The sequence below is a fragment of the Armatimonadota bacterium genome (assembly GCA_035527535.1).
Lineage (GTDB): Bacteria > Armatimonadota > Hebobacteria.
Genome location: DATLAK010000068.1, coordinates 1 through 15,012, shown reverse-complemented (window position 1 = coordinate 15,012; position 15,012 = coordinate 1). Strand labels below are relative to the sequence as shown.

Annotated in this window: 14 protein-coding genes; 9 read left to right on the top strand and 5 right to left on the bottom strand. The window is 66.6% G+C overall.

What is annotated here, in order from left to right; genetic code table 11:
- The 4 genes from VM221_04525 to VM221_04510 form a co-directional block, all read left to right on the top strand.
- Positions 1–275 (top strand): hypothetical protein (locus VM221_04525; protein ID HUT74086.1); only part of this gene is annotated, 275 nt, incomplete at its 5' end.
- Positions 265–1,350: a type IV pilus twitching motility protein PilT gene (locus tag VM221_04520; protein HUT74085.1), complete on the top strand. Its 1,086-nt coding sequence runs from the start codon at positions 265–267 to the stop codon at positions 1,348–1,350. The genes VM221_04525 and VM221_04520, both read left to right, overlap by 11 nt.
- A 33-nt stretch (positions 1,351–1,383) precedes the next feature.
- Entirely contained in the window at positions 1,384–2,466 is a 1,083-nt protein-coding gene (locus VM221_04515) for a type IV pilus twitching motility protein PilT (protein ID HUT74084.1), read from the top strand.
- Positions 2,467–2,480: 14 nt separating this feature from the next.
- Positions 2,481–3,578 (top strand): type IV pilus twitching motility protein PilT, encoded by a 1,098-nt coding sequence (locus VM221_04510; GenBank protein HUT74083.1) that lies wholly within the window; start codon positions 2,481–2,483, stop codon positions 3,576–3,578.
- Between the two features lie 326 nt (positions 3,579–3,904).
- On the opposite strand, the gene pth is transcribed toward VM221_04510, so the two are convergent.
- On the bottom strand, positions 3,905–4,531 hold the full coding sequence (gene pth, locus VM221_04505) for an aminoacyl-tRNA hydrolase (protein ID HUT74082.1): 627 nt from the start codon (positions 4,529–4,531) through the stop codon (positions 3,905–3,907).
- 192 nt (positions 4,532–4,723) lie between these two features.
- On the opposite strand from pth, the gene VM221_04500 reads away from it, so the two are divergent.
- Positions 4,724–6,655: a sigma-70 family RNA polymerase sigma factor gene (locus VM221_04500; GenBank protein ID HUT74081.1), complete on the top strand. Its 1,932-nt coding sequence runs from the start codon at positions 4,724–4,726 to the stop codon at positions 6,653–6,655.
- A gap of 324 nt (positions 6,656–6,979) precedes the next feature.
- Complete coding sequence (locus VM221_04495; protein HUT74080.1) at positions 6,980–7,453, top strand: N-acetyltransferase; 474 nt, start codon at positions 6,980–6,982, stop codon at positions 7,451–7,453.
- 431 nt (positions 7,454–7,884) lie between these two features.
- On the opposite strand, the gene VM221_04490 is transcribed toward VM221_04495, so the two are convergent.
- Positions 7,885–9,354, bottom strand: a complete 1,470-nt coding sequence (locus VM221_04490; GenBank protein ID HUT74079.1) for a hypothetical protein — start codon at positions 9,352–9,354, stop codon at positions 7,885–7,887.
- Between the two features lie 164 nt (positions 9,355–9,518).
- Positions 9,519–9,677 carry a sigma factor-like helix-turn-helix DNA-binding protein gene (locus VM221_04485; GenBank protein HUT74078.1) on the bottom strand — a complete coding sequence of 53 codons (159 nt, stop codon included), beginning with the start codon at positions 9,675–9,677 and terminating at the stop codon, positions 9,519–9,521.
- A 293-nt stretch (positions 9,678–9,970) separates the two neighbouring features.
- Here VM221_04485 and VM221_04480 point away from each other — a divergent pair, with 293 nt between their 5' ends.
- Both VM221_04480 and VM221_04475 read left to right on the top strand, forming a co-directional pair.
- On the top strand, positions 9,971–10,783 hold the full coding sequence (locus tag VM221_04480) for an ABC transporter permease (GenBank protein ID HUT74077.1): 813 nt from the start codon (positions 9,971–9,973) through the stop codon (positions 10,781–10,783).
- Positions 10,784–10,799: 16 nt separating this feature from the next.
- A complete protein-coding gene (locus VM221_04475; GenBank protein ID HUT74076.1) occupies positions 10,800–11,558 on the top strand; it encodes an ABC transporter ATP-binding protein in 759 nt (252 codons plus the stop codon).
- Positions 11,559–11,584: 26 nt separating this feature from the next.
- On the opposite strand, the gene corA is transcribed toward VM221_04475, so the two are convergent.
- Both corA and VM221_04465 read right to left on the bottom strand, forming a co-directional pair.
- A complete protein-coding gene (gene corA, locus VM221_04470; protein HUT74075.1) occupies positions 11,585–12,646 on the bottom strand; it encodes a magnesium/cobalt transporter CorA in 1,062 nt (353 codons plus the stop codon).
- An 81-nt stretch (positions 12,647–12,727) separates the two neighbouring features.
- A complete protein-coding gene (locus VM221_04465; GenBank protein ID HUT74074.1) occupies positions 12,728–13,303 on the bottom strand; it encodes a hypothetical protein in 576 nt (191 codons plus the stop codon).
- 428 nt (positions 13,304–13,731) lie between these two features.
- Here VM221_04465 and VM221_04460 point away from each other — a divergent pair, with 428 nt between their 5' ends.
- Positions 13,732–14,871 carry a Gfo/Idh/MocA family oxidoreductase gene (locus VM221_04460; protein HUT74073.1) on the top strand — a complete coding sequence of 380 codons (1,140 nt, stop codon included), beginning with the start codon at positions 13,732–13,734 and terminating at the stop codon, positions 14,869–14,871.
- The last annotated feature ends 141 nt before the right edge of the window (positions 14,872–15,012 follow it).

Below are 15,012 nucleotides of genomic sequence, written 5' to 3'. Positions count from 1 at the left end.
CCGTCAAGGATTCCGACCTCACCGCGACCGGCGTGCCCACGCACCCGCCAACGCCACCGGTATCGCCGACGCCCACGCGGCCGGCGCCACCGCCGCGCAGGACGCCGCTGTACATGCTGGCAACCGGCGTGCTGGCGGCAGCGGCGGCGTTGGCGCTGGCGGCGCGACGGAAGGGTATCGGGCCGTGGGCGGCGAAGAGAGGCGCATGCGCGCCGGCCGGCGGCTCGCCCGCGGGCGCGGTCGGAAACGAAAGGGAAGATCAAGGTGGCGATTGAACTTGAGGACCTGTGCCGCTTCGCGGTCGAGAGCAAGGCGTCGGACCTGTTCATCAAGTCGGGCGCGCCGCCGGCGCTGCGGGTGCACGGGCGGATCGTTCCGACCGATCTGCCGATGCTGACCCCGGAGGACACCGAGCGCATCACCCACTCGGTGATGACCGAGGAACAGACCGCGCGCTTCCGCGAATACCATGAACTCGACCTTGCGTTCACGTTGGGAGACCTCGCGCGTTTTCGCTGCAACGTCTACCAGCAGCGCAATTCGCTGGCGACGGTGCTGCGGGTGGTGCCGCTGGAGATCTACACCCTGGAGGAGCTGGGGCTGCCCAAGATCGTGAGCGAGATGACCATGAATCGCCAGGGCTGCATCCTGGTCACCGGCCCCACCGGGTGCGGCAAGTCCACGAGCCTGGCGGCGATGATCGATCTCATCAACCGCACGCGGCGCTGTAACGTGATCACGGTCGAGGATCCGATCGAGTTCGTCCACCAGGACCGGCTGGCGGTGATCAGCCAGCGCGAGGTAGGGATTGACACCGAGTCGTTCTACGACGCGATGAAGTACGTGGTGCGGGAGAGCCCGGACGTTATCCTCATCGGCGAGATGCGCGACGCGGAGACGATGCGGGTGGCGCTCACGGCGGCGGAGACCGGGCACCTCGTGTTCTCGACGGTGCACACCACCAGCGCGGCGGAGACGGTGGAGCGCATCGTCAACATCTTCCCCCCCCACGAGAAGACGCAAATCTGTCTGCGCCTGTCCACGACCCTGGTGGGCATCGTGTCGCAGAAGCTTTTGCCGCGCGCCGATGGCACCGGCCGGGTCGCCGCGGTGGAAATCCTGGTCAACACACCGACGGTGGCCAAGCTGGTCGAGGAGGGGCGCACATCGCAACTGTACTCGGCCATCAATGAGGGCGGCTACTGGGGAATGCAGACCATCAACCAGGCGCTGCTCAAGTTTCACCGCGCGGGCATTATCACCGAGGAGGACGCGGAGGCTTACGCCGGCAACCGCACCGAGTTCAAGCAGATGCTGCGGCGCGGCGCCCAGGCCGCAGCTGGCTCCTAGCGGAGCCGTCGTCCGGCCCCCAACGTCGGCCCAATGCAGATAGATGAACTGCTCAAGCTGGTAGTAGAGCGCAGCGGATCGGACCTCCATCTGCGGATCGGCGAGCCGCCGGTCATCCGCGTCCACGGCGACCTCACGCGCACCGATTACCCGCGCCTGTCCTCCGACGACGTCAAGGCGCTCATCTACGAGATCTTGAGCGACGAGCGCCGCCATCGCTTCGAGCGCGAGCTCGAGCTCGACCTCGCCTACGCCATCCCCGGGCTGGCGCGCTTTCGCGTCAACCTCTTCCGCCAGCGCGGCAACGCGGGGGCGGTCTTTCGCCTTATCCCCATCCGCGTGCAGACCATAGACGAGCTGGTCCTGCCGCAGGTGCTGAAGAAGATCGCCCTGCTCCCGCGCGGCCTGGTGCTCGTGACCGGCCCCACCGGCAGCGGGAAGTCAACCACCCTGGCGGCGATGCTGGACCACATCAACGAGCATCGCAACGTCCACCTCATCACCATCGAAGATCCCATCGAGTTCATGCACGGCGACAAGATGGCGGCGGTGAATCAGCGCGAGGTGGAGATCGATACCCATTCGTTCGCCGCCGCGCTGCGCCACGTCATGCGACAGAATCCGGACGTCATCCTGGTGGGCGAGATGCGCGACCTGGAGACCATGCAGTTGGCGATCACCGCCGCTGAAACCGGGCACCTGGTGTTCGCCACCGTCCATACCACCGACGCCGCGCAGACCATGGATCGGATCGTGGACGTGTTCGAGCCCGCCCGCCAGGAGCAGATCCGCATGCAGCTATCGGTGGTTATCCAGGCGGTCATCTCGCAGACCCTACTGCATCGCCTGGATCGCCCGGGGCGCGTCGCCGCATTCGAGATCATGATCGCGACCCCCGCCATTCGCAACCTCATTCGCGAGCGCAAGACCCACCAGATCAACTCCACGATCCAGACCGGTCATGACCTGGGAATGCAGGCGCTGGACGCGCACTTGCTGGAGCTATACCGCGGCGGGCTGGTCAGCTTCGAGGACGCGCTGGTCAAGTCCTCCAACCCGGCGGAGTTCAGGCAGCGCGTCGGTGTTACCACCGAGACCGCCACCGGCGCCATCTAGGGGCATCCGCAATTGTGGACATTGACTATCTGCTGATCGAGTGCCTCAGGCGCGACGGCTCCGACCTGCACATCAAGGCGGACAGCCCGCCGTTGGTGCGCATCTACGGCGATCTCTATCACATGGACCTGCCGCCGCTGACCGCCGCGCAATCGCGGGAGCTGGCGTACGCCGTGATGACGGAGGAGCAGATCGCACTCTTCGAGCGCGATTGGGAGTTGGACTTCGGCTACGACATCGAGGGGGTAGGGCGATTTCGCGTCAACGTCTTCGTCCAGCGCGGCGCCGTGGGCACCGTCTTACGTTCCATCCCGCTGCGCATTTCGACCATGGAGGAGCTGGGGCTGCCCGCGGTGTGCAAGTACTTCGCCGATCGCCCGCGCGGACTGGTGCTGGTGACCGGTCCCGCGGGCTGTGGCAAGTCCACCAGCCAGGCCGCCATGCTCGACTACATCAACCACACCTACCCCTGCCACATAGTAACGGTGGAGGACCCGGTCGAGTTTATCCACCAGGACCAGCGCGCCCTCATCAACCAACGGGAGCTGGGCAGCGATACCCTATCCTTCGCCAACGCGCTCAAGTACGTTTTGCGACAGGACCCCGACGTCATCCTCATCGGCGAGATGCGCGACCTGGAGACGGTGCAGCTCGCCATCACCGCCGCCGAGACCGGGCACCTGGTGTTCGGCACCCTGCACACCACCGATGCGGTGCAGACCGTGGACCGCGCGATTGACATCTTCCCCACCCACCAGCAGCAGCAGATCCGCATGCAGCTCTCGGTCAACCTGCTGGGGGTCGTCTCCCAGATCCTGGTCAAGCGCGCCGACGGCCGCGGGCGCATTGCCGCCTTCGAGACCCTGGTCGCCATCCCCGCCGTGCGCAGCTCCATTCGCGAGCGCAAGACCCACCAGATCGCCTCCGTCATCCAGACCGGCGTCAGGCAGGGAATGATGACCCTGGACCAATCCCTGGCCAACCTCGTCAAGTCAGGCATCGTCACCTACGAAGAGGCCGCATCCAAGGCCAAGGATGTCACGGAGCTCGCCAGCCTGTGCGCGCGCGAAGAAGGCCAACAGGGACCTGCGCCAGCCTCGGCGTCGGGGTGATTGCCGCAAGCCGTGTTCACAGCGGCAACATCGGTTTCGAGAAGCAAGCGCCGCCGATTCAATCTGCGCCCCCGCCACAGGTTTACGGGTTTCCGCAGGGTTTGCCCGCCGCCGGAGGGTTTGTCCGTCTCCGGCGGGCAAGCAGGCATCTGTGTTCAGCTGACCATAGGTGCTAGTGTTGCGTCAACGATGAATTGATGGGTGTTCTTCGGGGTCGCACCGGGCGCGACACAGGTAGGGGCAAGGCATGCCTTGCCCCTACGGACGGTTTCGCGGGATTGACATCGCGCGCCCAAGGAATCCCTCGAAACATGGTTGACGGAGCACTAGCCATCATCCGCGCGATCCGTCGATGATGGCCGCTGATTGAAGCGGTTCATCGCCTCCTCGATACCGGCGGCGAGCCACGTTTCCACCGCGTCGGCCGCGCGCGCGATCGCCGCGCCGACGGCCGCCAGTTGCCCCGGCCCAAAACGCGCCAGCACGTAGTCTATCTGCTCCATGTACGGCGGTGGCTCGCCGACGCCCACGCGCACGCGAGGAAAGTCCTGGCGGCCCAGCGTCTCGATGATGGAGATGAGGCCGTTGTGGCCCCCGGCGCTGCCGCCCCGGCGCAGGCGCAACTGGCCCAGGGGCAGGTGCACGTCGTCGCAGACGACCAGCAGATGCGAGGGTGCGACGCGGTAGTAGTCCGCCGCCGCGCGCACCGCGGCGCCGCTGAGATTCATGTAGGTGCGGGGTTCGAGCAGGATGACGCGCACGCCCGCCACCCGCGCCTCGGCCTGGACGCCGCGAAAGCGGCCGCGGCGTAAGCGCACGCCCGCACGCGCCGCCAGCAAGTCCACCACCTCGAAGCCGACGTTGTGGCGCGTCCCTACGTAACGCCCCCCGGGATTGCCCAGGCCGACGATCAGCCGCGGGCCGCGGGTATGTGCTGGCTGCTGCTCGGTCAAGCGCGTACCGCTCCCTGGGAATGGTGGGGCTTACTTCAATGGGCGCGGCGTAATAACCTCCCAGGGGCAGGCAAGCCACCCACACTGAGTCCGGCCCCGCTATAATATTGGCTGTTACCTGCAAGCCCGCTCCTGCATCCTCTGTTAGTGTGAGCGTGGGCGGAGACAACGACGGCAACCGACGGACAACTGGTGCGGCGCACTTGCGAGGGCGACCGGCGAGCCTTTGGCGAGCTGGTGGAGCGCTATCGCGACATGGTCTATGGGCTCGCCTACCACCTGACCGGGGAGTTCGAGGCGGCGCGCGACCTGGCGCAGGAGGGCTTTGTCCAGGCATACCTCAAGCTGAAAGCGCTGCGGGAGCCGGAGAAGTTCGCCGGGTGGCTGCGGCGGATCGTGGTCAACCTGCATCGCATGCAGCGCCGCCGCCCCGAGGTGCCCACGGTGCGGCTGGAGCAAGAGGTGGAATCACCGCAGGCGGGTCCGGGGTTGTCCGAGATCGAGGTCGCGGTACGGCAGGCCCTGGGGCGCCTCCGCGAGCCGGAGCGACTGGCACTGACCCTGCACTACATCAACGGCTACTCGCACGCTGAGATCGGGGGCTTCCTGGGCGTCCGCGCCGCGACGGTCAAGACGCGCCTCGCCCGCGCCCGCCAACACCTGCGACAGGAGGTCGTAGCGATGGTGGAGGAGACGTTCGAGGGCAACAAGCTGCCGGCAGGGTTCACCCAGGAGGCGGTGGATGCTGCCGTCGCCCGTGCGGAAGGGCATCTGAAGAGGGGCCAGGTCGGTGACGCGGTCAAGGGATATGAGGCCTTGCTGGAGCGAGATGGGGACTACGTGCCCGCACTGGTGGGGCTGGGCCGCGCGCACCAGGCGTCCGGTCGCGATGACCAGGCCGTGCGGCATCTACGCCGCGCGCTCGACCTCGATCCCCAGAACCAGATGGCGTACGGCTACATGTCGCAGATCCTGGCGGGGAGTCAGCGCCATGGTGAGATGATCGCATTTCATGAGGAGCGGCTGAAGGTGGAACCCGAGCGCGCCGCGCTTCATCACGCATATCTCGCGAATCTGTGCATCGCGGTGCGCAACTACGATGCCGCGGAGCGCCATCTTCGTGCAGTCGCCGAGATGAACCCGGACGACCTCTCGGCGAAGTCCATCTTGGCGGACATGTTAGCGATTCACGGGCGTCACGACGAGGCGGTCGCATTGCTCGAGGAAACCGCGAGACCGCTGGCCGAGCATCCCGGCGGTTGGACCGGCTACGAGTGGAACCGCTGGCGACTCGCGGAGATTCACTCCGCGAGTGGCAATCATGCCCAGGCCATCGAAACCGCGCGTCGCGTGCTGCTGCACGAGCGGACCAGCATCTGCGATCGCATCGTCGAGCGGTGCTTGATGGTCGTGGAGCGAAGCCTTCAGCGAACGAGCCGGCTCGACGGCTTCCCCGCTTGGTGTCGGGACCTGCGCAGGCGCATGACCGACCGGGGCCGACGCGACCGTGTATCATGGTACCTCGCGCTGTTCCTGGAAGGCCAGCTGCGGCGCGGGAGGGCGGTGGCGGAGTTTGAGCGCCTGGGGGCGATTCCGGCGCGCTGCTGGCGGGTAGCCGTGCCCTTCGACAACACCGACGGCCGCGGCATGGCGACGGCCTATCCACCGGAGCAAGGTCTTGCCTTGGGCGATTCGTGCATCGCGCCCGGGGGCCAGCGAATCGAATGGACTCGCCCAATGTGGACCGGCGCCGGCTTCGAGCTTGGATTTCTGCCGCAGATCCAGCTTAGCCTGGTATATGAATGGGCAGTGGGGTACGGGCTACTGCAGGTGGTGAGCCCGCGCGCCCGGGATGTCAGGCTCCGATTCGGCGCGAGCGGATGGACCCAAGTCTGGCTCAACGGCCGATCGGTTTTTCTCGACCACACCGCTACTGGCATCCCCGATCAGCAGGTCGCAACGCTGAGGCTCAAGCGCGGGCCGAACGATATCTTGGTCAAAGTCGGCGTGCAAGCAGCGATGCCCTCGGTGCGCGGCTTCTTCTACTACTGGAGCCTGTTCAGTCGCATCACCAATGCCGCGGGGGAACCGCTGCGCGATCTCGAGTTGCCGCTGGCCGAGTGAATCCGGACTCCGGACCGCCCCCAGCGCCTCGGAGGCCGTCCGGCTAATTGCAGGTGCGCAGCCACCGCGAATCAGGGCTCCAGCGCGCACACGTACTTGTGCATGTCCGGGGGGCAGACATCGCCGGTGAAGGCCTCGCCGTCTCGCCGAGGTGCGTCACGTAGAGTTCGATCTCGCCCGTCTCTTCTCCCTTCTTCGCCGGCGGAGCCGTCAGGAGCCAACCCTGGCGACCGCCGGAGTCCGGGACCGCGCGGGGCGCGTCCGGCCTACCGACTGCGGCGAGGCGGTTGTCGCGGCGGCGGCGGCTGTGCTAGAATGGCGGCCATGGAAGCTAAGCTGCGCCGAGCCGTGACCGCGGACGCGGCCCCCATCCAGCGCCTGATCAAGCTGCACGCCGACCAGGGGCTTATGCTGCCGCGCTCGCTCAGTGAAATCTACGACAACCTGCGCGACTTCTTCGTCATCGAGGACGACGCGGGCCTGGTCGGCTGCGCGGCCTGCCACGTCACCTGGGAGGACCTGGCCGAGATCAAGTGCATGGCCGTGCGCCAGGATCGGCGCGGCGAGGGCTGGGGGCAGCGGCTGCTGGAGGAGTGTCTGGCCGACGCGGTGCGAATCGGCGTCGGGCGCGCGTTTGTGCTGACCTACATCCCGGAGTTCTTCGAGGCCCGGGGGTTCCGCCGCATCGAAAAGAGCGAGCTGCCGCAGAAGATCTGGTCCGAGTGCATTCGCTGCGTGCACTTTCCCGACTGCGGCGAGATCGCGCTGGTGCACGAGCTGCTTCTTGGCGCAGCGTAGCGAAGAATCCTGGGCGGTGCCACACTCCCGCCGATGGATGCCGGCGCACGCCGACAGAAGCGCGGCTTCAATCTGCATCCCCACCACCGGTGGGCAAGCATGCGGGTTCATCTGTGGTTCCCCATCAGGCCCTATGACATCGTTACAGGAATGGCTGCCGGTGTTAAGTGGCCGTAGGACTCACGGTTACCCGGTCTGGCTGAGCACGATTCAATGGGGTCACGCCCGGTGGTGCAAGGCGGGGGAGTTCCCGCCGCCGATGGGGCACCGCAGAGATGCGGTAGCGACTAAGTGCGAGATGGCGCATAGACGGGCGGAATTATAGCACACCGGGCGCCGCGGGGCATAGGCTGCGGGCGTGCGCAACCATCAGGCAACCCGGCGCGCCCCGGCTGCGAGTTGCGCCGCCCGCGTGCGCAGCGCGGACGCCGCTAGCCCTTGGGCCGCATGCGTGCTGCCTGCTCGTCAAACGCGGTCCCGTTGGTGTAGATGCTGACACCGCGGCAGCTAATGGAGTCGGCCAGGGCGGCATCCTTGACCACGACCGCATCGCCCTCGAAGAGGCGGTGGAAGGCTGTCTTCTCGTAGGCATCCATGCCGTGGAGGACGAAGCTGGCCGACTCCGACTCCTCGTTGACCACCAGCAGGTAGAGCTCGCCCTGGTAGCTCTTGGCCATGACCTGAATCCCGCGCTCGAACGAGGGCCCACTCTCGATGATCTCGACCCCGGGCCGCCAGGTGAGGGCGGGGGTTTCCCACAGGGGCCGCAGGGCAGCCAGCTCGCCGACGACGCGCTTGAGATCGGCCCAGAACTCGGAGTCCTTTTCCACGAGGTAGGTGCCGAAGTAGAGGATGCCGGTGGCGCCGTGAACCAGCGCGTCATAGGCCATAAAGCGCGTCTCCTTATAGCGGGGGCGGCGGCCGCGCTCCCTGCCCCCGGGATCGGCTTTCTTCTGCTCCGGCGAGCCCTCGTCATACCAGCCGAAGCCCTGAAGCACCATCCACACCGGCTTGCCCCCGCTCGCCAGCGCCATACGCTCGGTGTAGGCCCCCACGGATGCCAGCGACCTGTCGCGCAGGTCGCTGTGGTTGACGCCCTCGGGGACGGGGTAGATGTCGCAGCCGGAGATGTCGCACGCGCGGTTGAACTCGGCGAGGGCGGCGATGGAATTGCGCGGGGCGTGATTGAACCACAGCGGATGGTCGGGGTCAAGGCGCTTGAGCAGGTGATACCCCTCCAGGAAGCCCTGTGCGGCCGCGCGCGCGCGCGCCGGCGCCTCGGCCAGGGTGTGCTCCACCGCCGGCGGCTGTTCCCCGAGCAGATCGTATAGCTCGCGGCGAAAGATGGCCTGGCGCTCGTAGTCGGCCTCATCGAATGCGGACTCGAACCTGGCCAAGGCCGCGGTGAGGGCGGTGACGTCGTGCCCCTCGTCGGCGCGTTGCTGGATGGTCTCGCGCAGTTGGCGCAACTCTTGCCGGTCCCTCATCAAGGGGCCGTAGCAGATGTTCCAGAGCGCCTCATCCGGGCCCTCCCACACCAGCAGCGCGGGGTGGCTGCGAAGCTGCTCCACCCGCCCGCTGAGAGCGTGACTCCGCCGATCCGTGTCCCCGGAGAGGTCGAGGTCACCTCCGAGGTTGACCCAGCCGAAGAGGCCGTGGGCGGCGAGTTGCCCCAACGATTCGACCGACGAGGCAGCGACGAGGTTGAAGCCCGCGTCGGCCAATTCCGCCAAGCCGGCGTCGGTGCCCGGGTTCTCGTAGCAGCCCAGGACCAACATCCGCTGTCCGTCCACCTTGGACATCCCGTCAGAGTCCAGCCCCACGCGCCGGGCGCAAGCCGGCCCGGAGGCCGACGCCAACAGGCACAACGCCAGACCGCAAACCGCCAGGTGTAGCTGCATGGGGACCTCCGCACCAAGCCATGCTGCCGCCGGGGCGCGCCTGCTTGCGCGCCGACTGAGGTTTTCTCCGCCGCCGGGTAGTATTCCCACTTTGGCTCCTCCTTCGCTGAAGAATGCCAACCGACTGAGGTCTTGTCCGGCGCCGGGCAATGTTCCTGCCGAGACTACAATTCGCCCCGCGCCAGCTCGCGCAGGCGACCGAGGGCCCTGTGCTGCAGGCGCCAGACGTGCATCTGCGAGATGCCCTGGCGGCGGGCCGCAGCGGTCTGCGACAGGTTGCGGAAGAAGCGCAGCTCGATGATCTTGCGCTCGCGCTCGGGCAGCCGCTTGGGGCGAGGGGCTGACGGCTACCCGCTTTGCTCGTCGCGAAGGCGAGATTCTTCGCTGACGCTCTGAATGACACGTCCCGGCTCCTGTCATGCAGAACGAAGCGTGCTCGCGCGACAGCGTCGGCACGCGCAGTGAAGCATCTCGGTATCGCCTCACCGGAAACCGGGTAACGGTCAGCGGGGGGGGTCAGCGGGGGCGGGCTTGACAGCTTCTTACCGCGCCCGGTAACATGCCCATGGCGCTGCGGGTTGGAAGTCGCTTTACTCCCTCGGCAGGTAAGACAGAGTTGGGTGCGATTGCGAGCGTCTGGCAGTATCGCCACGCGCTGCTGAACTTGGTCCGGCGCGAACTCACCGTGCGCTACAAGCGGTCGGTGCTGGGGTTCTTGTGGTCGCTGCTCAACCCGGTGCTGCTGATCCTGACCTTCCTGGTCGCGTTCAAGTACATCCTGCGCGTCAACGAGCCGAACTATTCGGTCAAGCTGTTCTCGACCTTCCTCGCGTGGCGCTTCTTCAACACAGCGGTGCTGGACGGCGCGAGCACGGTCAGCGGCCGCATCTCCCTGGTCAAGCTGGTCAGCTTCCCCCGTTTCATCCTGCCCGCCTCTTCGCTGGTGGCCAACTTCGTTGACTTCGTGCTCTCGCTGACGATTCTGGTGGTGTTCTTCGCGGCGGTGCGGCTGACCGTCAACTGGCCATACCTGGCGCTGGCGATAGCCGCGCTGGGAATCCAAGTCGTCTTCACCTGGGGGCTGAGCCTGATCCTGGCGGCGTTCAGCGTGTTCTACGCCGATGTCAAGTACATGGTGGCGAGCCTGTTCCAGATGTGGTTCTTCCTGAGCCCGGTGATATACTCCGTATCCAAGGTCATGCACGAGCAGGTCCCGCCAATCTACAAGACTATCTACCTCCTGAACCCGATGACCCCCATCCTGGTGGCCTACAAGAGCGTCATCCCGCAGGAGGAGCCCTGGCGCGTGATGGCGGGCTACCCGTACTACACGTTCCTCGCCATTTCCGCCGGCGTTGCGCTGGCCGCGGCGATCGTGGGGCAGTGGATCTTCAAACGCATGGAGGGGTCATTCGCCAAGGAAGGGTAGCCGCGCGCAAGCCATCATGTCCTCATCCACTAACAGGCCGGCGATCGAAGTGCAGGCGGTATCGCTCAACTTCCACGTCGCGCATAGCCGCCCCACCACCATCAAAGAGGCGGTCATCCGGCGTTTGCGCGGAGGCATTCCGAGCGAGCTTTTCTGGGCGCTGCGGGAGGTGTCGTTCGAGGTCGAGCGCGGGGAACGCCTGGCCATCATCGGCCCCAACGGCTCAGGCAAGACGAGCCTGCTGAGCCTCATCGCCGGCGTCTATGAACCTGACGAAGGGCGCATCATCACCCGCGGGCGGACGGTGGGCCTGCTGGGGCTGGGGGTGGGCTTCGATGCCGACATGAGCGGGCGCGCCAACATCTTCCTCAACGCCTCGCTCTTCGGCTTGTCGCGGCAGCAGGTCACGGCGCGCCTGGAGGACATCATCGCCTTCGCCGACATCGGCGATTTCATTGACGCGCAGGTGCGCACTTACTCCAGCGGCATGGTGGCGCGGCTGGGCTTTGCGGTGGCGGCGCATATTGACGCCGAGATCCTGCTGCTGGACGAGGTGCTAGCGGTGGGCGACGTCCAGTTTCAGCAGAAATGCGCGGCCCGCCTACAGCGGTTGCGCGACCAAGGGAACACCCTGGTGCTGGTGTCGCACGACGCCAATACCGTGCGCGAGATGTGCCACCGCGCGATCTGGCTGGAGCACGGGCGGGTGATGGAATCCGGGCCCGTCGCCGAAGTCGTCAAAGCCTACGAGGACAAGTACGCGCCGGCACCCTGACCCGGCGCGCACCTGCAGGGGGACCCTCATAACCATTTCCGCCGGCGGAAGTAGGCGAGCATAATGCCGGCGACGCCGGCCATGATCACCAGCGCCACCGGATACCCCCAGGGCCACTGCAGCTCGGGCATCTGTCGGAAGTTCATGCCATAGACGCCCGCGATGAAGGTCACTGGGATGAAGATGGTGGCAATGATGGTGAGCACCTTCATGACCTCGTTCATGCGGTTGCTCAGGCTCGAGAGGTAGATGTCGAGCATCCCCGACATCGTGTCGCGAAACGACTCGATGGTGTCAATCACCTGGATCGTATGGTCGTGCACGTCGCGCAGATAGACCTGGGTGGCTTCCGTGATCAGCGCGGACTCCCCGCGCGTGAGGTTGCCGACGGCCTCGCGCAGCGGCCACACCGACTTGCGTAGGAAGATCATCTCGCCCTTGAGGCGATGAATGGCGTGCAGGCTGCTCGGCGTCGGCTCGGCCAGCAGTTGCTCCTCGGTGTCCGCGATCTCGCCGCCGAGCCTTTCCAGCACCGCGAAGTAGTGGTCCACCACCGCATCCACCAGCGCGTAGGCCAGGTAGTCAGCGCCCGCCGTCCGGATGCGCCCCTTGGCGCCGCGAATCCGTTCCCGCACCGGATCGAAGACATCCCCGTCACGTTCCTGGAACGAGATCACGAAGTTGGAGCCAACCACCAGACTTACCTGCTCGATCACCAGCTCGCCCTGGTCATCGTGGTACACCATCTTCAAGACGATCAGGAGATAATCGCCGTAATCATCCACCTTGGGACGCTGGTCGGTGTTGAGGATGTCCTCCAGGGCGAGCGGGTGGACGCCGTAGCAGGCCCCCAGCTTCTCCATCACCTCGACGTGGTGAATCCCGGCCACGTTGATCCACGTCACCATGGATTCTCCCTGCGACGGCAGGCACTCATCCACCGTCGAGGCTTCCTTCTCGGTCACCTGCCCCTGGTCGTAGCGGAGGATGGTGATCTTCACCGTCTCGGTCTTTCTCTCGCCGACGTGAACGAGCGTGCCCGGCGGCAGGCCGGCCTTGCGAGAGCTTCTGCCGAACAGCCTGCGCATGTCTCTCACCCCCGAATGTGAATCACACGGCGGCGACCCGCCCCCCTGCCAGCCGGCAACTTCGCAGGCCGGGGGGCGTTCCTACCCCGCAGCGTATTCCCGCCGCCGCCGGGGCCGCCGGCTGCGTACGGCGTGGGCTCTGAGGAGCCTGGCGACGAGCCGCTGCGGATCGGCGTCCGTGATGAGCGTCGCGCCGGTTTGCTTGGCGACCATGCGGGTGATGTCGTCCGCATAGTCGGCGACGCCGCCGGTGCCCTCGAGCACGCCAATCAGCTTGCCCTCGTCATAGGCGATGGCGAATTCGCCCAGGGTGCCTGAACGTCCGCCGACGACGATGACGATGTCGCACGAGCGGATACCCGTGACCTCGCGTCCCATGAGCCCGTCGCCGGTGTAGATGAGAACGTCGAATCCCTCGTGGGGTGAACGGTAGCGGCTAATGTGCTCCGCCAGGTTCAGGGCGGGGGAGATGCCGACCGTCATGCCCCCCGTCTCGCGGCAGCCCTCGACCGCTGCGTAGGGCAAGCCGGGGCAGGCCCCGGTCACCAGCACGCACCCGTGCCGGGCGATCGCGCACCCGAGGTTGTGGGCTTTCTGACTCGTTGCGCGCAGGATGCGCCCTCCTGCCGAACCGATGACGCCGACCTGGACGTTCAAAGCGTCTTCCCTCCCTGGCAGCCGCGGCCCGCCCCGTGACTGGATTCCCCACGGCCCCCGGGGACGCCTGCCTTCGCGCCCGATCTCGCCGGGATTATGCGTATGTGGCTCCCCAGCCGCACTTCAACGAGCGGTACGCTGCCGTGAATGGAGGCCGGGCACTCCGGCGGGCGGCGACTGCGATGAGAGCGCAGGCGAGGAAGAGAAGCGAGCGCACCGGTTTGTGAGTCATGTCAAGCTACCCTCGATTAGGTTGTTCCACCGGCTGCGGCGCGCCAGCGGCGGCGCCGCGGAGCCTTCTTCCCACTACCCGGAAGGGGTTCTCACTGGAGGGAGGGAACCAATAGCACTTAGCGCGTGCGGCGCCGCTTGGGCGTCGCACGGCGCCGATTTTGGAATGCTAGGTCCCCGAAGCAGGAGCGGATGTGGTGACGAAAGCGCTACGAGCGGTGCAAGTGGGCGTGGGCGGCATCGGCCGCGGACATCTGACGAGCCTGACGGCAAATGAACGCTTTGACCTGGTGGCGGTATGTGACGCATATCCCCGGCGGCCGGATGTGCGCGCGAGCCTGGCGCACACCAAGGCGCTGGGCATCCCCTTTTTCAAGGACTACCGCCAGGCCTTCCGCGCGGTCGAGGCCGATGTGGCGTTCATCTGCACGCCCCACCACTGGCACGCCCCGATGACCATCGCTGCCCTCGAGCGCGGACTGCACGTGTTCGTGGAGAAGCCGGCGGCGAGTTCGGTCAGCGACGCCGGCCGCATGCTCCAAGCGCAGCGCAACGCGCGAAAGGTGGTGGCCGTCGGCTTCAACCCCCTCGCCACCTCCGCCTGCATCGCGCTCAAACGCAGCATTGCCCGCGGCGAGCTGGGGCGCATCCGCGAGGTGGTGGCGGTCATCACCTGGTATCGCGCCGACGCCTATTATCGCCGCGCCAAGTGGGCCGGCCGCGCCCGGGTGGATGGCAGATGGTGCCGCGACGGAGTGATGTACAACCAGGGCAGCCATACCATAGCCGCGGCCCTGATGCTGGCGAACACGTCGCCAGCCCCGACTCTGTCCGTCGCTCGGCGCGCCAGCGCCGCGCTCTATCGCGCCCACCCGGTGCGCACCCTGGAGATGGAGGACCTGGTGTGCGCGGTAGCGGAACTGGAGGGCCGATCGCCGACCAGGCTCCACTTCTACGCGACGACCTGCAGCCAGGACCGGCAGGACCGCACGTGGATCCGGGTCTTCGGGGAGAAAGGCGCCGCCACTCTCGGCCTGCACCACCTTGACCTCTACGACGCCTCCACGCGCGCGATCAGTCCCGCCAGCGTGCTCAGCAAGCATGACAATTTCTACGAGGCCATCGTGCGCGGCGCAATACCCTATGCTCCACTCGAGCAAGCCGTCAAGGTGACCTACACGATAGACGCAATCTACCGCGCGGCGCGCGGCCGGATTCAGAAGGTGCGGTGGGCCGACCTGGGAGACACCTCGGAGATCATCGCGCGCGCGGCGGCGCAGCGGTGCCGGTTCTCGGAGATGGACACGGCGCCGCCGTGGGCGGCGCCGTCGAGATGATGCGCCCCTCCTCGGCCAGCCGCGGACGATTGCCCCACCGGTGCCGGGACTCCGCGGCGAGCTGACCCCGTTCGCTCACGGTCGCGTCGAGCGCGGGCGCGACGGTCGCGCGTCCGAACCCGCCCCTACGGGCAAATGACA